Source organism: Microbispora sp. ATCC PTA-5024, from assembly GCF_000511135.2.
Classification (GTDB): Bacteria; Actinomycetota; Actinomycetes; order Streptosporangiales; family Streptosporangiaceae; genus Microbispora; species Microbispora corallina.
This window is the reverse complement of record NZ_KI866522.1, coordinates 239,874-259,635: the sequence shown is the minus strand read 5'-3', so window position 1 is coordinate 259,635 and position 19,762 is coordinate 239,874. Positions and strand designations below refer to the sequence as shown.

Here is a 19,762-nt window from a genome sequence, read left to right as displayed (position 1 = left end):
AGGGCTCATTTCTGGCCGGCGGCCGCCGCGCCGGGACCGAGGGCGTCCGCCTCCGGCTCCGGCGCGACCGCCGGCGACCGGTAGTCGTACGGCGTGCTCAGCACGACCGTCGTCCGGGTGCTGACGTGCGCGGACGCGCGGATCTGCTGGAGCAGCTCCTCCAGCGCGAGCGGCGAGGCGACCCTGACCTTGAGGATGTAGCTCTCGTCGCCCGCCACGCTGTGACAGGCCTCGATGGCGCTGAGGTGGCTCAGCCGCTCGGGCGCGTCGTCGGGCGCGGCCGGGTCGTTCGGCTTGATCGAGACGAACGCGGTCAGCGGGAGGCCGATCTCGTCGTAGTCGACGAGCGCCGAGTAGCCCCGGATGACCCCGCGTTTCTCCAGCCTGCGGACCCGCTGGTGCACCGCGGACACGGACAGGCCGGTCTCCTTGGCCAGGTCGGTGAAGCTCATCCGGCCGTCCCTCGCCAGCAGGGTGACGATTCGGCGATCGATCTCCTCCACCCCTGCAACGGTAGCGGCGCGGCGGACCGGCTCGGGTTCGTTGCGGGTCACGGCATGATTCCATCCATTCCGGGACAGTACTGCGAACTATTCGCACTTACCTATCACTCGCAACTGGCGTACGGTGATCTCCATGATGAGAGACCTCACCGTGTTCCCGGCGGCCGCCGGCGACGGGGACGTCGTGGGAGAGATCCACGCCGAGTCGTGGAAGGCGGCCTATGCCGGCTTCTTCGCCCCGCGGTTCTTCGCGGAGGCGGTCCGCCACCGGCGCGGCAAGTGGCACGACGTGCTCGCCGCGGCCGGGAGCCCAGGCGGGGACACGGAGGGTGACCCAGGCGGGGACACGGGCGGGGACACGGGCGGGGACACGGGCGGCACGGTCCTGCTGGCCGCGGCCGGGGGGCGGCCGCTCGCCTTCTCCTACTTCGGCTCCGCGCCGGCGGCGCCGGAGTCGGCGGAGATCTTCGGCTTCTACGCGCACCCGGCCGGCTGGGGAAGCGGCGTCGCGGGCGCGCTGATGACCGCAACCCTGGACGAGATGCGGGAGAGCGGCGTCCGGCGGGTGCACCTGTGGACGCTGCGCGACACCCCCCGGTCGCGCCGCTTCTACGCCAAGTGCGGCTTCGCGGAGTCGGGCGAGGTCCGCGACCACGACTTCGGCGACGGCCACCCGATCACCCAGGTGGAGTACGCGCTGACCCTCCGCTGACCGGACCTCCCGCCGGCCCGGAACCGGAGACCCCGGGCCGGCGGGAGGGCGTCAGACGGCCCAGTCCATCGGCGCGGGCGGGGTGAAGTCCGACGTCAGGTCGACCGGCTTCCCGTTCTCGTACGACTCCTTGGCGGCGCAGAGGATCTCCACGACGTGCGCGGCCTGGCGGCCGGTGGCCCGGTGGGGGCGGCCCTCGCGGATCGCGGCGGCCAGGTCGCGCACGGCCCGGCCCCACTCGACCCCCCGGTACGGCTCCCGCAGCAGGGGGATCGGCTCGGGGTCGCGTCCCGGCGCCCGGACCTCCAGCGTCGGGTCGAAGTCGTGCCAGCTCTCCAGCAGCAGCGAGCCGTCGTCCCCGTGGAACTCCAGGCCCTTCTGCCGGGTGGAGTCGTTGCCGACGTAGAAGCAGCAGGTGAGGCGCAGCAGGACGCCCCCGTCGAACTCGACGTTGGCGACCACGTAGTTGGGCGTGGTGATCGTGAACTCCGCCCCGTCCAGGCGCCGGCGCCGGGGGTGGACGACCGAGGCGAACGCCGTCACCCGCCGGGCGGGGCCCAGGGCGGCGGTGACGATCGTGAGCGGATAGACCCCCACGTCGAACAGCGGCCCCACGGCGTAGAAGCCGTCAGGCTCGGGGTGCCACGCCTCGATCCGACCCCAGTTGACCTCGGCGTAGACGAGCCGGACGGGCCCGACGCGGCCCTCCCTGAGCAGCTTGAGCGCGGTCTGCTGGGCCTCCCCGAGGAAGGTCGCGGGGGCGCAGCCCAGCCGCAGGCCCCGGCTCTCCGCGATCTCCACGAGGTCCGCCGCCTCCTCGCGCGTCAGCGCCAGCGGCTTCTCGCTGTGCACGTGCTTGCCGGCCTCCAGGCAGCGCCGGATCACGTCGTAGTGCGCCCGGTGCACGGTCAGGTTGACCACGATGTCCACCGCGTCATCGGCGACCACCTCGTCCAGCGAGCCGTACACCCGGCCCCCGTGCGGCGCCGCCAGCGCCTCCGCCCGCTCCGGCAGGACGTCGTGGGCGCCGGCCAGGCGCATCTCCGGGTAGCGGGCCAGGTCGGCGGCGTACCGCGTGGCGATGTTGCCGCAGCCGACGATCGCCACGCCGGTGCTGTCGGAAGTCACGATCGCTCTCCTCGGATTTCAGTGAAACTACGCACTTCCGCTGGGACGGTACGCCGCCCACACGGACCGGTCAATGGGCTCGTGAAGATGGACTTTTCACCAGATTTCCCACCTTGACGCGCCGCGATCGCTCGGCCTAGCGTCAGGCATGGAGGACGTTTTCACTGAAATTTCAGTAGCAGAACGGGATGACCGCATGCGCATCGCCCACCACATGCTGACCTGGCTCGACTGGCACCGGGACGGCGCCCCGCTGGAGCTCGACACGATGCTGGAGGAGATCCGCGCGACCGGCTACGAGGGCGTGGAGCTCATGCGGGCCGCCTCGTTCGGCCCGGCACGGCAGGTGGCCGACCGGCTGGCCGCGCACGACCTGGCGGCCGCCGCCTACGCCACCCTCGTCCCGGCGAGGATCGAGGACGACAGCGAGCACAAGGCCGAGATGGACTTCGCGGCCGGGCTGGGGATCACCACGATCATGGTGTGCGGTGGCTGGCTTGGCGAGGCCGGGCGCCGGACGACCTTCGACGACGACTACGCCCGCTTCGCCGAGAGCCTGGCGGCCGCCGTCGAGCACGCGGCGGGCAACGGCCAGACCGTCGCCTTCCACCCGCACACCGGCACCATCGTGGAGACCCACGAGGAGATCGACCTGCTCTTGCGCCACCTGCCCGACCTGCGGCTCTGCGTCGACACCGGCCACCTGACCGCCGTGCGGTCCGACCCCGCCCGGGTCGTGGCGGCCCACCCCGGCCGGGTCGTGCACACGCACCTCAAGGACTGGAGCAGGCGCGACCGGTTCTTCGCCGAGATCGGCCAGGGCGACGCCGGGCTCGACCTGCCCGCGTACCTGTCCGCGCTGGAGCGGGACGGGTACGACGGCTGGCTCGTCGTGGAGCGCGACCGGCCCGTCCTCACCCCGAGGGAGTCGGCCGCGCTCAGCTTCGAGCATCTCAGGAGGATCGGCGCGCGCTGACCGGCGCCGCCACCGGTAGGTTGTGCTCCATGGAGGGCGCATGGGGCGGATGACGGGACGGTCCACCCTCAAGGAGGTGGCCGAGCGGGCCGGCGTCTCCATCGGCACGGCGTCGGCGGTCTTCGCCGGCAAGCCCTGGGTGTCGTCCGCCACCGGCTCGGTGGTCCGCCGGGCCGCCGAGGAGCTCGGCTACCGCCCCCGGGGCCGCAAGCCGGCGGAGACCGGCATGATCGGCTTCGTCTCCTGGGTCAGCGAGCTGTTCTCCCCCGACAACCTCTACTACGCCCCGGTCCTGTACGGCGCGCAGCAGGCCTGCGCCGAGCTCGACCTGTCGATGACGTACGAGGTCATCCAGCCGCAGGAGGACCGGCTCCCGCTGTGCGTCGAGCGCGGCCAGGTCGCCGGCCTGCTCGTGCTGAACGTCGGCGTGAGCAGGGACTACCTGGCGCGGATCCTCGACGCGGGGGTGAGCTGCGTCCTCCTGGAGCACGCCGTCCTCGACCTCCCGGTCGACTACGTGCGCCACGACGACGAGACCGGCGGGTACCTCGCCACCCGTCACCTGATCGGCCTCGGCCACACCGCCCCGCCGCCGGCGATCATCACGGCCGGGGAGCACATCGTGCCGGCGTCCCGGCGGCTGGCCGGGTACCGCAGGGCGCTCGCCGAGCACGGCCTGGCCGCCGGCCCGGCGTACGTGCGGCGCGGCGACTTCAGCGCGCGCACCGGGTACGAGCAGATGGCGGCCCTGCTCGACCTCCCGGTCCCGCCCACGGCGGTGTTCTGCGCCAACGACGTGTCGGCCATCGGCGCCCTCGACGCGCTGCGGGAGCGGGGTCTGCGGGTGCCCGGCGACGTGAGCGTGATCGGGTACGACGACGTCGCGATGGCCGCCCACGCCTCCCCGCCCCTCACCACGATCGCCTCCGACAAGGAGCTGCTCGGCGCGCAGGCCGTCTGGCACCTCGTGCAGCGCGTCCGCCGCCCCGAGACGACCAGCCGGGACACCGTGCTCGGCGTCCGCCTGGTGGAGCGCAGGTCCACCGCTCCCCCGCGCCGCTGACCGCCGCCCCCGCGCCGCTGACCGCCGCCCCCGCGCCGCCGGCCGCGCGGGGGGCGCGGCCGGGGTCACAGGTAGCCCCAGGCCGCGCAGAACTCGCGCAGGTCCTCCGGCACCTCCTCGGGAGCGGGAAGCGGCCTGCCCTCCTGGACGCGGCCGCTGCGGATCTTGTCGCGCCAATCGCCGATGCCCTTCACGAACTCGCCGTGGTCCTTCTCGCCGTACGCGAGCATGTCCGGCTCGAAGCCGACGCCGAGGAACGCGCAGACGCGCCGCAGCTCGCCCTCCGGGTCGGCCACCAGCGCCTCGTACCGCACCTCGACGCCGGCGCGCGCCCTCCTCGCCTCGTTCATGTGGCGCATGTACTGGGCGGTGAGCCGGACCGCCTCCTCCATCGGGCGGGTGACCGGGTCGGCCTCGTGCCAGGAGCGCGCGATCGAGGCGGGATGGCGCAGCAGGTAGACGAAGCGGGCGTCGGGCCAGCACGTCGCGATGCGCCGGTGCGCGAAGACGTTGCTGGGCGTCTTGTCCACGATGACCTGCTTGCCGCTCCTGACCAGCTCGCGGTGCAGCATCCGGTCCCACAGGATGTGCTCGATGTCGGTGGTCCGGTGCCCGAGCGCCGCCATGGCCTGCCGTACGGGGTCGGTGGTCAGCGTGACGGCGATCCGCCGCACGTGCAGCTCGTGCGGCGCGTGGACGCGGGAGTGGCTGTTCAGCAGCACGCGGAGCAGCGTCGAGCCCGACCGCACCGGGGACAGCACGAACACCGGCGCGCGCAGCAGCCGGTCGGCCGCCGGGTCCGCCGGGGGCCGGGCCGGCTCGACCGGCGCCGGCGGTGTCGGCACCGGCCGGGCCTGCGCGCGCGTGATGTTGTATCCGGTGATCCCCTCGATGGCCGCGTTGACCCTGCTCTTCCATGGCATGGCTGGCAACCTAGGAAGGCCGGTGGGCCTGGAGGTGAACATCCGCTGGGAATTCCCGAAGTCGCCGCCGAGGCGCCCCCGGGGGTCACTCCCGGCTGATGGACCGGGCGATGACGAGCCGCTGGATCTGGTTGGTGCCCTCGACGATCTGGAGCACCTTGGCCTCCCGCATGTGCCGCTCGACCGGGAAGTCCTCCACGTACCCGTACCCGCCGAGCACCTGCACGGCGTCCGTGGTCACCCGCATGCACATGTCCGTGGCCAGCAGCTTGGCCATGGCCGCCCGGGTCCCGTACGGCCGGCCGGCGTCGCGCAGCCGGGCGGCGTCGAGGTAGAGCGCCCGCGCCGCCGCGATCGAGGTGGCCATGTCGGCCAGCATGAAGCCGAGCCCCTGGAAGTCGGCGATCCGGGAGCCGAACTGGCGCCGCTCCCGCGCGTACGCGGACGCCACGTCGAAGGCCGCCTGGGCCACGCCGACCGCGCAGGCGGCGATGCCGAGCCGGCCGCCGTCGAGGGCCGCGAGCGCGATGCGGAACCCCTCGCCGGGCGATCCGATGAGGGCGTCCGCCGGGAGCCGCACCCCGTCGAACCGCACCTGGGCCGTGGGCGACGACCGCATGCCCATCTTGCGCTCGGGCGTCCCGTACGACAGGCCGTCCAGGCCCGCCGGGACGTGGAAGCAGGACACGCCGCGGGCGCCCTCGGGCGACGTGCGGGCCATCAGCGTGTAGTAGTCGGCGACGCCGCCGTGGGTGGTCCACGCCTTGACGCCGTCGACGACGTACCCGTCCCCGTCGGCCACCGCCCGCGTGCTGAGCGCGGCCGCGTCGGAGCCGGACTGGGGCTCCGACAGGCAGTACGCCCCCAGCAGGTCGCCGCCGGCCATGGCGGGCAGCAGCGCCTCCCGCTGCTCGCGCGAGCCGTACGCCGCGACCGGGAAGCACGACAGCGTGTGCACCGACACCCCGAGCCCCACCGCGAGCCAGGCCGCCGCCAGCTCCTCCACGACCTGCAGGTAGACCTCGTACGGCTGGCCGGCCCCGCCGTGCTCCTCCGGGTACGGCAGGCCGAGCAGGCCCGACGCGCCGAGCAGCAGGAACAGGTCGCGGGGGAACCGCTCCGCCGCCTCGCCGGCGGCCGCCCGCGGGGCGACCTCCTTCGCGGCCAGCTCACGGACGAGCTCCAGCAGCTCGCGGGCCTCAGGCGTGGGCAGAACTCGGTCGACGCTCATCGCGGGTGCACTCCTACCCTGTGGGGTACGGCTGTTCGGGAACGGGGCCGGGATCGCCGGCCGCCGTGACATTCTTCCCGAACTTCGCCGCCCTCCACAGGGCCCGGACTACACGACCACGAGATCGCGCGTGGTGTGGTTGACCCGCTCGCCGCCCGTCTCGCCGCAGATGACGATGTCCTCGATGCGGGCGCCGTGCCGTCCCGGCTGGTAGATCCCCGGCTCGACGGAGAACGCGAAGCCCGGGGCCATCGGCTCGGCGTTGCCGGACACGATGTACGGCTCCTCGTGGGTCTCCAGGCCGATGCCGTGACCGGTCCGGTGGATGAACAGCTCGCCGTACCCGGCCTCGGCGATGACCTCGCGGGCGGCGGCGTCGACCGACTCGCAGGTCACGCCGGGGCGCACGTGGGCGCACGCGGCCTCCTGGGCCCGCTGGAGCACCTCGTAGTAGCGGACGAAGTCGGCCGGGGGCTCGCCCACGCTGTACACCCGCGTGGAGTCGGAGCAGTAGCCGCTCGGCATGGTCCCGCCGATGTCGACCACCACCGGCTCGCCCGCCTGGATGACCCGGTCGGACAGCTCGTGGTGCGGGCTCGCGCCGTTCGGGCCGGACCCGACGATCACGAAGTCGACGCGGGCGTGCCCCGCGGCCACGATGGCCTCGGCGATGTCCTTGCCGACCTCGCGCTCGGTCCGCCCGGCCTTCAGCAGCCCGGGGACCAGGGCGTGGACGGCGTCGATGGCCGCCCCGGCCTCCGCGAGCGCCGCGGCCTCGGCGGGCGACTTGCGCATCCGCAGGTCCCGCAGCACGCTGCCGGCCAGCACCTGCTCCGCCCCGGGCATCGCGTCGCGGAAGCGCAGCGACTGCAGCGCCCACATCCGGTCGGCCAGGCCGACCCGCTCGACCGCGCCGAGCCGGTGGGCCACCTGGGCGTACGGGTCGTCGGTCTCGTCCCAGGCCGTGAACTCGATCCCCAGGCGGGCCGCCGGCGAGTGCTCGGCCGCGGGCAGCTCCAGCCGCGGCACCATCAGGAACGGTTCCCCCGACGCCGGGACCACGAGGCAGGTGAGCCGTTCGAGCGGCATCGCCTCATAGCCGGTGACGTAGCGAAGGTCGGGGCCGGGGGTCAGCAGGAGCGCGCCGAGGCCGGACCGGGCCGTGGCCTCGCGCACGGCCGCCAGCCGGGTCGTCGGGTACAGCTCGCCGGACTCGTAGGACGTCGTTGTCACGGGACAAACCTATCGAGGAGGACGCCGCGCGGCACAGTCAGGTGCTCCCGCGGCACGCGGGGCGCCTCCCCGCCAAGGGTGTACGCCGGGACGACACGGACTCCCCCCGGAGGTGCCGCTTTATCCCACGCGAGAGAAGAAAACCCACCCCGGTGGATTGGCCTGCTGCTACGCTCCGCGCTAGGACGATCACCGTCCGTTCGTACAAGCATCCGCACTGGTCATGTCGAGAGCGAGTCAGATGGTCGGCGTAGTGGGCGGCGCGCAGCCACCCCTTCCCCCCGCGGACGACCGCGAGCCGGACACGGCGCCCCCGGGCGCCGCGGCCGGCACCCTCCCCCCCACTGGCACCCCCGGTACGGACGGCCTCGTCGTGGCCGGGCCGCCCGGGGAGATCCTTTCCGGCGCGCTCCCCGGGGCGGGCCGCCCGGATCCGGCCGCCCCGCCCGCGCCGCTCCAGGCCCACGCCCCGGCTCACACCCAGGCCGCCGTACAGGCGGCGCTTCCCGCGGCCGTCCCGGCCGTTCTCCCGGCCCACAAGGCCGGCGGGGTCAGGTCCCGGGCGCGGGCCCGCGTCCCCCTCGCGCAGGCGTACGGCTCCCTGGTCGCGCAGGCCCAGCGGCTGGGCGACATGGGGTGGGCCGAGTGGCGGCTGCCCGACTCCCGGAGGGTGCTCGCCGAGACCCGGGAGAAGGCCGCCGAGGAACGCCACGTGGCGCTCGCCCTCCGGCAGGCCGTCCTGCCCGAGCCGGGAGGCTCGTTCGAGCTGCCGTACGCCCGGATCGCGGTGCGGTACGTCCCGGCGGGCAAGCCGGCCGGGCTGGGAGGCGACTGGTACGAGGCGGCCGCGCTGCCGGACGGCCGGATGTTCCTCGCGGTCGGCGACGTGTCCGGCCACGGCCTTCCGGCCATCGCGGAGATGGCCCAGCTGCGCCACGCGCTGCTCGGGCTCACCATGACGGGCGCCTCCCCCGGGCTGCTGCTCGCGTGGCTCAACGCGCTCGTGCTCAACCGGCTCGACGACACCACGGCGACCGTGGTGTGCGGGCATTTCGACGCGGAGACCCGCCTGTTCACGTGGGCACAGGCGGGTCACCCGGCGCCGATCCTGGTGCGGCGCGGGGGCGCGCGCCGGCTTTCGGCGCCACGGGGTGTCGTCCTCGGGGCCTCCCCCGACGTGCGGTACGCGGTGGCCGACGTCCGGCTCCTGCCCGGCGACGTGCTGCTGATGTTCACCGACGGGCTGGTGGAGAGGCGCACGCGGGACATCGAGGAGGGGCTCTCGCTGATCGAGGGCGCCGCCGGGGCGATCATCGGCGCCGACGGCGACCTCGACGCGGGCCTCGACCGGCTCGTGGAGGCGATCGGCGGCCCCAACCCCGAGGACGACACCTGTCTCCTCGCCGTCCAGGTCTCGGAAGGGGGCGGCGACCTCGCCGGACAGGCGTGACAATGGACGGGTGCTGATGCTTCTCGACACCCCGTCGCTCTACTTCCGCGCGTTCTACGGGGTCCCCGAGTCGGTGACCGCTCCCGACGGGACGCCGGTCAACGCCGTCCGCGGGCTCATCGACATGATGGCCACGCTGATCCGGCAGCACTCCCCCACCGAGCTGGCGGCCTGCATGGACGCCGACTGGCGGCCCGCGTTCCGGGTGGCGGCCATCCCGTCGTACAAGGCCCACCGGGTGGCGAGCGGGCAGGAGGAGTCGGTCCCCGACGCGCTGGTCCCGCAGGTGCCCGTGATCGAGGACGTCCTCGACGCGCTGGGCTTCGCCCGGATCGGCGTGCCCGGCTACGAGGCCGACGACGTGATCGGCACCCTCGCGATCCGCGCCACCGGGGCCGTCGACATCGTGACCGGCGACCGGGACCTCTTCCAGCTCGTCGACGACGGCAAGCCGTGCCGGGCCCTTTACACAGTAAGGGGGATTCGGAACCTCCAGCTGGTCGACGAGGCGTTCGTCCGGGAGAAGTACGGCATCCCGGGGCGGGCCTACGCCGACTTCGCCACGCTGCGCGGCGACCCGAGCGACGGCCTCCCCGGCGTGGCGGGCATCGGGGAGAAGACGGCGGCGGCCCTGATCACCCGGTTCGGCTCGCTGGCCGGGCTGCTGGAGGCCCTGGAGAGCGGATCGGCCGACGGCTTCCCCGCCGGGGCGCGGGCGAAGCTGGCCGCGGCCCGCGACTACCTGGAGGTCGCACTGGCCGTCGTCCGGGTGGCCCACGACGCGCCGATCCCGGAGATCGACCTCACCTGCCCGGCCAAGCCCCGCGACCCCGAGCGGCTGGTCGCCCTGGCCGACCGCTACGGCCTCGACGGCCCCCTCAACCGGCTCCTCGGGGTCCTTGCCGCCGCCTGAGCGCATATCGGTTCACACCACGCGCCACCGGGACCTACGGTCAGGAGTAGGTTGATCGCGTGCCGTACACGACGATCCGCCTGAAGCCCGCCGAGCAGGACGAGCCCGCCGCGGGGCTCGCGCCCGGCTTCGCCCGCGTCCGCCGCGACTTCGACCTGCCGGACGGCTTTCCGCCGGCTGTGGCGGAGGAGGCGGAGCGGGTGGCCGCCGCCCCGGCCCTGCCGTCCGAGGACCGCACCGACGTGCCGCTGCTGACCATCGACCCGCCGGGCTCGATGGACCTCGACCAGGCGATGTGCATCGAGCGGCGCGAGCGCGGCTACCGCGTGTGGTACGCGATCGCCGACGTCGCGGCGTTCGTCCGGCCGGGTGGCGCGATCGACGCCGAGGCGCGGGTGCGGGGCGAGACGGTCTACCTGCCGGACGTGCGGGTGCCGCTGCACCCGCCGGTCCTGTCGGAGGGGGCGGCCAGCCTGCTGCCGGGTCAGACCCGCCCGGCGGCGCTGTGGCGGCTCGACCTGGACGCCGAGGGCCGGGTCACGGCCGTGGACCTGCGCCGCGCGCTGGTACGCAGCCGCGAGCGCCTCGACTACGACACCGTCCAGGCCGCGGTCGACGGCGGCACGGCCGAGGGCACGGTCGCGCTGCTGGCCGAGGTCGGGCCGCTGCGGCTCGCGCTGGAGCGGGCCAGGGGCGGGGTGTCCCTGCCCACGCCCGAGCAGCAGGTCGTCCCGTCCGGGGACGGGTACGCGCTGGAGTTCCGCACCAGCCTCCCCTCCGAGGGCTGGAACGCGCAGATCTCCCTGATGACCGGCATGGCGGCGGCGACCATGATGCTGGAGGCGGGGATCGGGGTGCTGCGGGTCCTGCCGCCGGCCGGGCCCGCGGACATGGCCAAGGTCCGCAGGGCGGCCGCCGGGCTCGGCGTCCCCTGGCCGGACGGCGCCTCCTTCGGGGACGTGGTGCACGACCTCGACCCTGCGCTCCCGGGCACCGCCGCGTTCCTGCACGAGGCCACGATCCTGCTGCGCGGCGCCGCCTACGCGGCCTTCGACGGCGCCCCGCCCGCCCAGCCGGACCACGCCGCCGTGGCCGCGCCGTACGCGCACGTCACGGCGCCGCTGCGGCGCCTGGTCGACCGCTACGCGACAGAGGTCTGCCTGGCCCTCGCGGCCGGGGCCGAGGTGCCCGAGCCCGTACGGGCCGCCCTCGGCACGTGCCCGAGCACATGGCGTCGGCCGGGCGGCGCACGGCCGGGGTGGAGCGCGCGTGCGTCGACCTGGTGGAGGCCGCGGTCCTGCGCCCGCGGGTGGGCGAGGTCTTCGACGCCGTGGTGATCGACGTGGACGAGGTCAAGCCGGGCGGGCACGTCCAGCTGGCCGACCCCGCCGTGATCGCCCGCTGCGACGGGGACGGCCTGCCGCTCGGCGGGCGGGTTCCGGTGCGGCTGGTCCGCGCCGACCCCGCCACCCGCGAGGTCCGCTTCGCCGTCGCCACCTGACGCACGGCCCCGCCGTCCGGACGGGCGGGGCCGGCGACGCCCGGTCAGCTGACGGAGGAGTAGGCGACGACGCCGCGGCGCATGGCCTCGATGGCCCGCCCGGCGGCCTCGCCCACCTTGCTGCCCTTGGGCGCGGCGTCCTTGAGCTGGCCGAGCAGGTCGAGGAGCTGCTTGACCCACCGGACGAAGTCGCCGGCCGCGAGGTCGCAGTCGGTCAGCACCGCGTCGAGGCTGTGGCCCTTCGCCCACCGGAACGCCGCCCACGCGAAGCCCAGGTCGGGCTCCCGGAGGAACGACAGGCCGTGGTCCTGCTCGATGCCCTCCAGCTCGCCCCACAGGCGCACCATCTCGGCCAGCGCCTCCTTGGCGGACCCGCCCGGGATCTTCGGGCTGCGCGCGTCGTCGGACTGCCGCGCCTCGTACACCAGCGACGAGACGCAGGCGGCCAGCTCGGCGGGGTCGAGCCCGTTCCAGACGCCCGAGCGCAGGCACTCGGCCGTCAGCAGGTCGAGCTCGGTGTAGAGCTTGGCCAGCCGCCGGCCCTCCTCGGTGACCGTCTCGTCCTCCAGGTAGCCGAGCTGGTCGAGCACCCCGCAGACCTTGTCGAACGTCCGGGCGATGACGTGGGAGCGCCCCTCGACCCGGCGGCGCAGCGACTCGGTCTCCCTGAGCAGCTTGTAGTACCGCTCGGCCCAGCGGGCGTGGTCCTCGCGCTGGTCGCAGCCGTGGCAGGGGTGCTGGCGCAGCTCGCGCCTCAGCCGGTTGATCTCCTCGTCCTCCGCGGCGTGGTCGCGTGCCCGCACGGGCTTGCCGAGGTCGCGGTCGCCGAGCTTGGCGTGCAACGTGGAGACCAGGTTGGCCCGCTCCTTCGGCGAGCGCGGGTTGAAGCCCTTCGGGATTCTGATCGTGTCGACCGGCTCGACCGGCACCGGGAAGTCCGCGGCCGATAAACGCTTGACCTGCTTGCCGATCGTCAGGACCAGCGGGGACGGGCCGTCGCCGCGGGTGCCGGTGCCCGGGTCGAGGACGACGGCGATCCCGGCCCTCCGGCCTCCCGGGACGCGGATGACGTCGCCCGGCTTGAGCACCTCCAGCGACTGCACGGCCTGCGCGCGGCGGGCCGCGCCGCGCTGGCGGGACAGCTCGGCCTCCCGGTCCGACAGCCGCCTGCGGATGGCCGCGTACTCCTGGAAGTCGCCGAGGTGGCAGGTCATCGCCTCGGCGTAGCCCTCCAGGGCCTGCTCGGACTTGCGGAGCTGGCGGGCGAGGCCGACGACGGCGCGGTCGGCCTGGAACTGGGCGAAGGAGTCCTCCAGCAGCGTGCGCGCCCGCTCCCTGCCGACCTGCCCGACCAGGTTGACGGCCATGTTGTACGACGGCTGGAAGCTGGAGCGCAGGGGGTAGGTGCGGGTGCTGGCCAGCCCCGCGACGCCCAGCGGGTCCATGCCCGGCTGCCAGACGACGACGGCGTGGCCCTCGACGTCGATGCCGCGCCGGCCGGCCCGCCCGGTGAGCTGGGTGTACTCCCCCGGCGTGAGGTCGGCGTGGGTCTCGCCGTTCCACTTGTCGAGCTTCTCGATGACCACCGATCGGGCGGGCATGTTGATGCCCAGCGCCAGCGTCTCGGTGGCGAAGACGGCCTTGACGAGGCCCTTGGTGAACAGCTCCTCCACGACCTCCTTGAAGGCGGGGAGCATGCCCGCGTGGTGGGCGGCCAGGCCCCGCTCGAGGCAGTCGCGCCACTCCAGGTATCCGAGCACGGCCAGGTCCTCGTCCGGGAGGTGGGCCGTCCGCTCGTCGACGATCTGCCGGATCTCGTGCCGCTCGCGCTCGGTGGTCAGCCGCAGGCCGGCGTACAGGCACTGCATGACGGCCGCGTCGCATCCGGCGCGGGAGAAGATGAACGTGATGGCGGGCAGGAGCCCCTCGGCGTCCAGCTTCTCGATGACGTCGGCGCGGTTGGGCGCGGACGCCCGGGGACGGGAGTAGCCCCGCCTCCCCCGCGTCTGGGCCAGCCGGGACTCGTCGCGGGCGACGCGCATCAGCGACGGGTTGATCCGCAGCGTGTCGTCGCCCTCGTTCACGAACAGGTCGTAGAGCCGGTTTCCGACCAGCATGTGCTGCCACAGCGGCACGGGCCGGTGCTCGTCCACGATGACGGTGGTGTCACCGCGCACCTCGCCGAGCCACTCGCCGAACTCCTCGGCGTTGCTCACCGTCGCCGACAGGGCCGCCACCCGCACCGACTCCGGCAGGTGGATGATGACCTCCTCCCACACCGCGCCGCGGAACCGGTCGGCCAGGTAGTGGACCTCGTCCATCACGACGTACGCCAGGCCGGCCAGCGTGCCGGACCCGGCGTACAGCATGTTGCGCAGGACCTCGGTCGTCATGACGACGACGGGCGCCTCGCCGTTGACGCTGTTGTCGCCGGTGAGCAGGCCCACCTTGGCGGCGCCGTACCGGCGGACGAGGTCGTTGTACTTCTGGTTCGACAGGGCCTTGATGGGCGTGGTGTAGAAGCACTTGCGGCCCTGCTCGAGGGCGAGGTGGACGGCGAACTCCCCGACCACCGTCTTGCCCGACCCGGTCGGCGCCGCCACGAGGACGCCGTCGCCCGCCTCCAGCGCCTCGCACGCGTCGAGCTGGAACTCGTCCAGCTCGAAGTCGTACAGCTTGCGGAACGAGGTCAGAGCGGGGCCGTTGCCGGTGTGCCGCTCACGGAATGCGGCGTAGCGTTCCGCTGGCGTACTCATACGTCAACACTACCGATAACGGGATTGCGGGCGTCCTTCATCGCCTTCCGTAATCGCCGAGCCCGTTCTCCAGGAGGCCGAACGCGTGCTCCGCGGCCCGTACGGCGGAGGCGTAGAGCTCGTCGGCCGACGCGCCGTCCGCGATCCGCTGGAAGTTCTCCATGGTCAGGGCGTCGAGCACCCCTGTGATCACGGCCGCCGCGACCTTCGGCGTGAGGTCGCCGGGCGCGGAGCCGGTCTCGCTCGCGAGGACGTCGCGCAGCAGCTCCTCGCGGCGGGCCCGGAAGGCCAGCACGCGCCGCAGCAGCGCCGGGCTCTCCGTCATCATCCTGCGCACCTCGATGAGGCGCCTGACGTCGTTGAGGCCGGTCACCGGGTCGCGCCCGGCGAGCGCGGCCAGGAAGTGCGTGCGCAGCGCGCCCACGACCGTCTCGCCCGGCGGCCGGTCGCGGACCACCCTGGCCGGCTCGTCGGCGTGCTCCTCCATCGGGCCGGCGACGATGTCCTCCTTCGCCGGAAAGTAGTTGAACACCGTCATCTTGGAGACCCCGGCCTCCTCGGCGATCTCCGCCACGGACACGGCGTCGAAGCCGCGCTCCAGGAACAGCCGGATCGCCACGTCGTACAGGTGCCGGCGTGTTTTGAGCTTCTTGCGCTCCCTCAGCCCGGGTTCCATGGGAAGACTGTACCAGGTCGAATTCTAATCTCGGTCAATCTATTGACTGAGTATAAAGTTTGGCTCAGTCTAAGCCGCATGACCGACATCCAGAAGACACTGGCGGGGCTCGGCTGCCTGCTGACGCTCGTCCTCGCGGTCCTGGACATGAACATCGTGTCCACCGCCACCGTCGCCATCGTGCGGGACCTCGACCCCGCGCACGGGCTCGACCACCTGGCCTGGCTCGTCACCGCGTACGCCCTGGCCGCCACCGCCGCCCTCCCCCTGTACGGCAAGCTGTGCGACGTCTACGGGGCCAAGGCCGTCTACCTCGCCGCCGTCGCCCTCTTCCTGACCGGCTCGGCGCTGTGCGGGACGGCGGGCAGCATGACGTGGCTCATCGTCTTCAGAGCCCTGCAGGGCATCGGGGGCGGCGGGCTGATGAGCGTGACGATCGTCGTGCTGGCCTTCCTGGCTCCGCCGGAGGACCGGGGCAGGGCGGGCGGCATGGGCGGGATCGTGGCCGGCGTCGGCATCGTCGCCGGCCCGCTGCTCGGGGGCCTGCTCGTGGACCACCTGTCCTGGCGCTGGATCTTCTACGTCAACCTGCCGCTCGGGCTGGTGGTGCTGGTGACCGGCGCGCTGGCCCTGCGCCTGCCGCGCCAGGGGACGCGGCGCCGCATCGACTACCTCGGCGCGGCCCTGTCCGCCGCGGCCGCCGTCGTCCTGCTGCTCGTCACCGAGTGGGCCGGCCGGGACTACGCCTGGGGCTCCCCCACGATCCTGTCGCTCGTCGCGGCGGACGCCGTCCTCGTGGGCGCCTTCGTCTGGCGGCAGGCCCGCGCGGCCGAGCCGATCCTCCCGCTCGGGCTGTTCCGCGACCGCGTCGTGGGCACGGCGCTGCCGCTGCAGTTCCTGGCCGCGTTCGCCGGGCTGACCGGGCCGATCGTGTACACGATGATCTATCTGCAGGCCGTCAAGGGCGTCGCCGCGGCCGACGCCGGCCTCTATCTGATCCCCCTCGCCGCGGGCATGACGGCGGCGGGTCTGGTGTCCGGCGTGCTGCAGGGCCGCGGGGCCGGCATGACGACGTTCCTGGTGACCGGCTCCGCCGTCACCGCCGTCGCCGTGGGGCTGCTGAGCCTGCTGCGGACCGGCACGGCCACTCCGGTCCTGCTCGCCGATCTGTTCCTGCTCGGGGTGGGCCAGGGCCAGGTGGTCGGCACCGTCGTCATGCTGGTGCAGGAGGCCGTCCCCGTGTCCCGCCTCGGCGTCGCCACCACCGCGATCCGGTTCGCGCAGACCCTCGGCTCGGCGGTCGGCACGGCGGTCTTCGGGGTGATCCTCACCCGCGTCACGGACTCCGGGAGCGGGGACGCCAGGCCCTCGATCGCCGCCGCCCTGCCGCCCGCGGCCCGGCGGCGGGCGGCCGAGGCCCTCGTCTCGGGCGTCGACGCGGTGTTCCTCACGGCCGCCGGCGTCATGCTCGTCGCCCTGGCCCTGGCCGTGCTCCTGCGGGCACGGCGCGCCGAGCGGGTGGGCCCGGTCCCCGCCTTGACAAAGTAGATCCGTTTTGACACCCCGTACAGCTAACCGCTATCTATTGGGTAACCGTTAGGGGGTGGGCGTGCAGGACGCGGTGCTGGCGATGCTGGCCAAGGAGCCGTCGCACGGGTACGACCTGCGCGCCCGGCTGCGGCGGAGTCTCGGCCCCCTGGGCGAGTCGATGAACCAGGGTCAGATCTACGTGACGCTGGCCCGGCTGGAGAAGGCGGGGTTCGTCGTCTGCGAGCGGGCGGACGGCCTTCCCGAGCGGCCGGAGCGCAAGGTCTACGCGCTGACGCCGGCCGGGCAGCAGCGGGTGGCCGCCTGGCTGACCGAGGTGGGCTGGCCGAAACCCGACCTGGCGGAATTCCATCTCAAGCTCGTGGCGGCGGCCGCCGCCCGGCTGGCCGACCCGGTCGAGCTCGTGGCCGCCCAGCGCCGGGAGCTCATGCGCCGCCTGCGTGAGACGCAGCGGGCGGCGCTGGCCGAGCCCCCGGAGTCGGCCGCCGTCGTGCTGCTGGAAGGGGTCGCGCTGCGGCTGCAGGCCGACCTGCGCTGGCTGGCGGCCTGCGAGCAGGCCTGGTCCACGGGCGATGACGAGAACGAGGGTGCGTGAGCGTGACGAGTGCTGTGGCCGAGGCCCGCGGCCTGACGAAGGTGCACGGCCGGGGGGAGAGCCGGGTGCCGGCCGTCGACGCGGTCGACCTGGAGGTGCCGGAGGGCCAGACGCTGGCGGTGATGGGACCGAGCGGCTGCGGGAAGTCCACCCTGCTGCACCTGCTGGGGGGCCTCGAGCGTCCCACGAAGGGGGAGGTGTGGCTGGCCGGGCGGCGCGTCGACACCCTGAGCGAGCGGGCGCTCGCGCGGCTGCGACGCCGATCGGTGGGGTTCGTCTTCCAGGCGTTCCATCTGGTGGAGGAGCTGTCGGCGGCCGAGAACGTGGAGTTGCCCGTGCTGCTGGCCGGGCACTCCCGGCGTGAGGCCAGGCGCCGCGCGCGCGTGCTGCTGGACCGGTTCGGGCTGACCGCGCGGGCCCGGCACCTGCCGTCGGAGCTGTCGGGCGGGCAGCGTCAGCGGGTGGCCGTCGCGCGCGCCCTGGCCAACGGGCCGCGGCTGGTGCTGGCCGACGAGCCCACCGGCAACCTCGACAGCGCGGCGACGCTCGACGTGCTGCGCGTCTTCGAGGACCTGCGGGCCGCGGGGCAGACCCTCGTCATCGTCACGCACGACGAACGGGTGGCGGCCACCGCCGACCGGCTGATCTCGATGCGCGACGGGATGTTCGTCGACGACACCCGCCTGACCGGCGCCGCCACCGGGTGGCTCGGCGGCCTGGCCGGGCTGGGGGGCTGACCGCCGTGGGCCGCGCCGTGCTCGTCTTCCGCCTCGTCCTGGCCGACGTCCGCCGCCACCGGGCCCAGGCCGCCATGCTCCTGCTCGCGGTGACCACGGCCACCGCGACCGTCGCCCTGGGCCTGTCCCTCGGCGGGGCGAGCGAGGCGCTCTACGAGCAGACCCGGGCCGCCACCGCCGGGCCCGACATCGTGGTGTACGCCCCCGAGCTGGGCACTCCCGTGGCCCCGGCGCTGGAGGAGCTGACGCGCGCCCCCGGGGTCGCCGGCCACAACGGCCCGTACCGCATCGTCTTCGCCACCCTCACCTCACGCGGCCTGGCCTCTCTCGTGGTGGTGCACGGCGCCGCGGAGAGGCCCGGCGCGGTCGACCGCCCGCTGGTGACCTCGGGCCACTGGGTGCGCCCGGGCGGCGCGGTCCTCGAACGGGGCTTCGCCACCGCGCTCGGCGCCCGCGTCGGCGACCGCGTCACCGTCTCCGGCCGGACGTACCCCGTCGTCGGGATCGCCGTGACCGCGGCCGCCTCCGTCTTCCCGTGGGCGCCGGGGATCGGCCCGTACGGCGGCCCGAGCGACGGGGGCGGCCTCGTCTGGCTGACCCACGCGGACGCCACGGCGCTGGCATCGCGTGATCTCCCGCTGGCCATGGCCGTCGACCTCAAGCTGAGCGACCCCGCCGCGGCCCGTGCCTTCATCGACGCCCACCGCGACTCCACCGTCAGCATGAACTACCACACCGCGCAGTTCATCGCCCAGCAGGATTCCGTCATGCTCAGGGACTCCCAGCCGATCCTGGTCATCGGCGGGTGGCTGCTCGGCTTCCTGGCCGTCGCCGGGGTGGCCGCCCTGGCCGCCGGACGCACCGCCGAGCAGACGCGCCGGGCGGGACTACTCAAGGCCGTCGGCGCCACCCCCGGCCTGATCGCCGCCGTACTGCTCGCCGAACATCTCGGGCTGGTGCTGCTGGCCGACGCGCTGGGGCTGACGGTCGCCCGCCTGGCGGAACCGGCCGTCGCCAGCCCCACCGCCAGCCGGATCGGGAGTGTCGCCGGACCGACCGCCGGCGTCGTCGTCGCGGCGACCGCGCTGGCCGTGGCGGTGGCGGCCGTCTCCTCGCTGCGTCCCACGCTGCTCGCCCTGCGCACCGCGACCGTCGACGCGCTGACCGTCACCGCCCACCGGCCCCGCCGCCGTCCCCTGCTCACCGCGCTGTCCGCGCTGCTGCCGGCCCCGCTGCTGCTCGGGTTGCGGCTGACCGCCCGCCGGCCGGGCCGGGCCGTGCTGCACGGCTGCTCCACCGCCGCCACACTGATCGCGGTCGACGCCCTGCTGACCTTCAACGTCCAGCCGCGCTGGGGCTACGCCCAGCACCGCGGGGGCTGGGGGGCGGGCCTGTCCGGCCTGCCCAACCTGCGGGACGACCAGAGCGGCAGGCTGCTGCTGTCGGTGACCGTCCTGGCGATCGCGCTCGCCCTCGTGAACACCATCACGATGACCTGGAGCACGGCGATGGAAGCCCGGGCGACCATGGCCGTCGCGCGCACCCTCGGCGCCACTCCCGGGCAGATCACGGCCGGGCTGTCCGTCGCCCAGGTCCTGCCCGCCCTGCCCGGCGCCGTCGCCGGAGTCATCCTCGGCATCGGCGTGTACGTGACCGTCGGGGGCGCGAGCACACTCCCCATCGCCTCGATGGCCGGCGCCGCGATCGCGACCGTACTGGCGACGGCGGCGCTCACCGCCGTTCCCGCACGCGTGGCGGCCCGCCGGTCCGTGGCCCAGGCCCTGAGCGCCGAGACGACCTGACCGGCCGGCGCCACG

18 protein-coding genes are annotated in these 19,762 nt (G+C 74.1%); 11 read left to right on the top strand and 7 right to left on the bottom strand.

Annotated elements, in window-relative coordinates:
• Positions 1-5 precede the first annotated feature (5 nt).
• Positions 6-503: an Lrp/AsnC family transcriptional regulator gene (locus tag MPTA5024_RS01150; protein WP_084369353.1), complete on the bottom strand. Its 498-nt coding sequence runs from the start codon at positions 501-503 to the stop codon at positions 6-8.
• 133 nt (positions 504-636) lie between these two features.
• Here MPTA5024_RS01150 and MPTA5024_RS01145 point away from each other — a divergent pair, with 133 nt between their 5' ends.
• Positions 637-1,215 carry a GNAT family N-acetyltransferase gene (locus MPTA5024_RS01145; protein WP_198166898.1) on the top strand — a complete coding sequence of 193 codons (579 nt, stop codon included), beginning with the start codon at positions 637-639 and terminating at the stop codon, positions 1,213-1,215.
• Positions 1,216-1,266: 51 nt separating this feature from the next.
• Here the strand turns inward: MPTA5024_RS01145 and MPTA5024_RS01140 are convergent, their stop codons facing one another.
• Positions 1,267-2,343 (bottom strand): Gfo/Idh/MocA family protein, encoded by a 1,077-nt coding sequence (locus MPTA5024_RS01140; RefSeq protein WP_051457573.1) that lies wholly within the window; start codon positions 2,341-2,343, stop codon positions 1,267-1,269.
• A gap of 196 nt (positions 2,344-2,539) precedes the next feature.
• On the opposite strand from MPTA5024_RS01140, the gene MPTA5024_RS01135 reads away from it, so the two are divergent.
• Both MPTA5024_RS01135 and MPTA5024_RS01130 read left to right on the top strand, forming a co-directional pair.
• Positions 2,540-3,319 carry a sugar phosphate isomerase/epimerase family protein gene (locus tag MPTA5024_RS01135; protein WP_036318821.1) on the top strand — a complete coding sequence of 260 codons (780 nt, stop codon included), beginning with the start codon at positions 2,540-2,542 and terminating at the stop codon, positions 3,317-3,319.
• A gap of 40 nt (positions 3,320-3,359) precedes the next feature.
• Positions 3,360-4,382 carry a LacI family DNA-binding transcriptional regulator gene (locus MPTA5024_RS01130; protein WP_036318818.1) on the top strand — a complete coding sequence of 341 codons (1,023 nt, stop codon included), beginning with the start codon at positions 3,360-3,362 and terminating at the stop codon, positions 4,380-4,382.
• Between the two features lie 65 nt (positions 4,383-4,447).
• Here the strand turns inward: MPTA5024_RS01130 and MPTA5024_RS01125 are convergent, their stop codons facing one another.
• From MPTA5024_RS01125 to MPTA5024_RS01115, 3 genes are all read right to left on the bottom strand, one after another.
• Positions 4,448-5,305 carry a sulfotransferase family protein gene (locus MPTA5024_RS01125; protein ID WP_036318815.1) on the bottom strand — a complete coding sequence of 286 codons (858 nt, stop codon included), beginning with the start codon at positions 5,303-5,305 and terminating at the stop codon, positions 4,448-4,450.
• A gap of 85 nt (positions 5,306-5,390) precedes the next feature.
• Positions 5,391-6,536: an acyl-CoA dehydrogenase family protein gene (locus MPTA5024_RS01120; RefSeq protein WP_036318812.1), complete on the bottom strand. Its 1,146-nt coding sequence runs from the start codon at positions 6,534-6,536 to the stop codon at positions 5,391-5,393.
• 108 nt (positions 6,537-6,644) lie between these two features.
• Positions 6,645-7,769 carry a M24 family metallopeptidase gene (locus tag MPTA5024_RS01115; protein WP_036318809.1) on the bottom strand — a complete coding sequence of 375 codons (1,125 nt, stop codon included), beginning with the start codon at positions 7,767-7,769 and terminating at the stop codon, positions 6,645-6,647.
• A 241-nt stretch (positions 7,770-8,010) separates the two neighbouring features.
• Between MPTA5024_RS01115 and MPTA5024_RS01110 the strand changes: the two genes are divergently transcribed.
• From MPTA5024_RS01110 to MPTA5024_RS43170, 4 genes are read left to right on the top strand one after another with little or no spacing between them, the layout of a single operon-like run.
• Positions 8,011-9,219 (top strand): PP2C family protein-serine/threonine phosphatase, encoded by a 1,209-nt coding sequence (locus MPTA5024_RS01110; protein ID WP_051457572.1) that lies wholly within the window; start codon positions 8,011-8,013, stop codon positions 9,217-9,219.
• Positions 9,220-9,235: 16 nt separating this feature from the next.
• Positions 9,236-10,132: a 5'-3' exonuclease gene (locus MPTA5024_RS01105; protein ID WP_036322700.1), complete on the top strand. Its 897-nt coding sequence runs from the start codon at positions 9,236-9,238 to the stop codon at positions 10,130-10,132.
• A 59-nt stretch (positions 10,133-10,191) separates the two neighbouring features.
• Complete coding sequence (locus tag MPTA5024_RS01100; protein ID WP_232326100.1) at positions 10,192-11,469, top strand: ribonuclease catalytic domain-containing protein; 1,278 nt, start codon at positions 10,192-10,194, stop codon at positions 11,467-11,469.
• The gene (locus tag MPTA5024_RS43170) at positions 11,442-11,633 is read left to right on the top strand and encodes a hypothetical protein (RefSeq protein WP_232326099.1); all 192 of its coding nucleotides are present in this window, start codon (positions 11,442-11,444) and stop codon (positions 11,631-11,633) included. The genes MPTA5024_RS01100 and MPTA5024_RS43170 overlap by 28 nt, the downstream gene beginning before the upstream one ends.
• A gap of 44 nt (positions 11,634-11,677) precedes the next feature.
• Here the strand turns inward: MPTA5024_RS43170 and MPTA5024_RS01095 are convergent, their stop codons facing one another.
• On the bottom strand, positions 11,678-14,389 hold the full coding sequence (locus MPTA5024_RS01095) for a DEAD/DEAH box helicase (protein WP_036318806.1): 2,712 nt from the start codon (positions 14,387-14,389) through the stop codon (positions 11,678-11,680).
• 37 nt (positions 14,390-14,426) lie between these two features.
• Positions 14,427-15,065: a TetR family transcriptional regulator gene (locus MPTA5024_RS01090; protein ID WP_036318803.1), complete on the bottom strand. Its 639-nt coding sequence runs from the start codon at positions 15,063-15,065 to the stop codon at positions 14,427-14,429.
• A 78-nt stretch (positions 15,066-15,143) separates the two neighbouring features.
• Between MPTA5024_RS01090 and MPTA5024_RS01085 the strand changes: the two genes are divergently transcribed.
• From MPTA5024_RS01085 to MPTA5024_RS01070, 4 genes are read left to right on the top strand one after another with little or no spacing between them, the layout of a single operon-like run.
• Positions 15,144-16,613 carry an MFS transporter gene (locus MPTA5024_RS01085; protein WP_036318800.1) on the top strand — a complete coding sequence of 490 codons (1,470 nt, stop codon included), beginning with the start codon at positions 15,144-15,146 and terminating at the stop codon, positions 16,611-16,613.
• Positions 16,614-16,668: 55 nt separating this feature from the next.
• Positions 16,669-17,208 carry a PadR family transcriptional regulator gene (locus tag MPTA5024_RS01080; protein ID WP_232326097.1) on the top strand — a complete coding sequence of 180 codons (540 nt, stop codon included), beginning with the start codon at positions 16,669-16,671 and terminating at the stop codon, positions 17,206-17,208.
• Positions 17,205-17,945 (top strand): ABC transporter ATP-binding protein, encoded by a 741-nt coding sequence (locus MPTA5024_RS01075; protein ID WP_036318797.1) that lies wholly within the window; start codon positions 17,205-17,207, stop codon positions 17,943-17,945. Before MPTA5024_RS01080 ends, MPTA5024_RS01075 begins: the two co-directional genes overlap by 4 nt.
• A gap of 5 nt (positions 17,946-17,950) precedes the next feature.
• The gene (locus tag MPTA5024_RS01070) at positions 17,951-19,747 is read left to right on the top strand and encodes an FtsX-like permease family protein (protein WP_036318794.1); all 1,797 of its coding nucleotides are present in this window, start codon (positions 17,951-17,953) and stop codon (positions 19,745-19,747) included.
• Positions 19,748-19,762 lie beyond the last annotated feature (15 nt).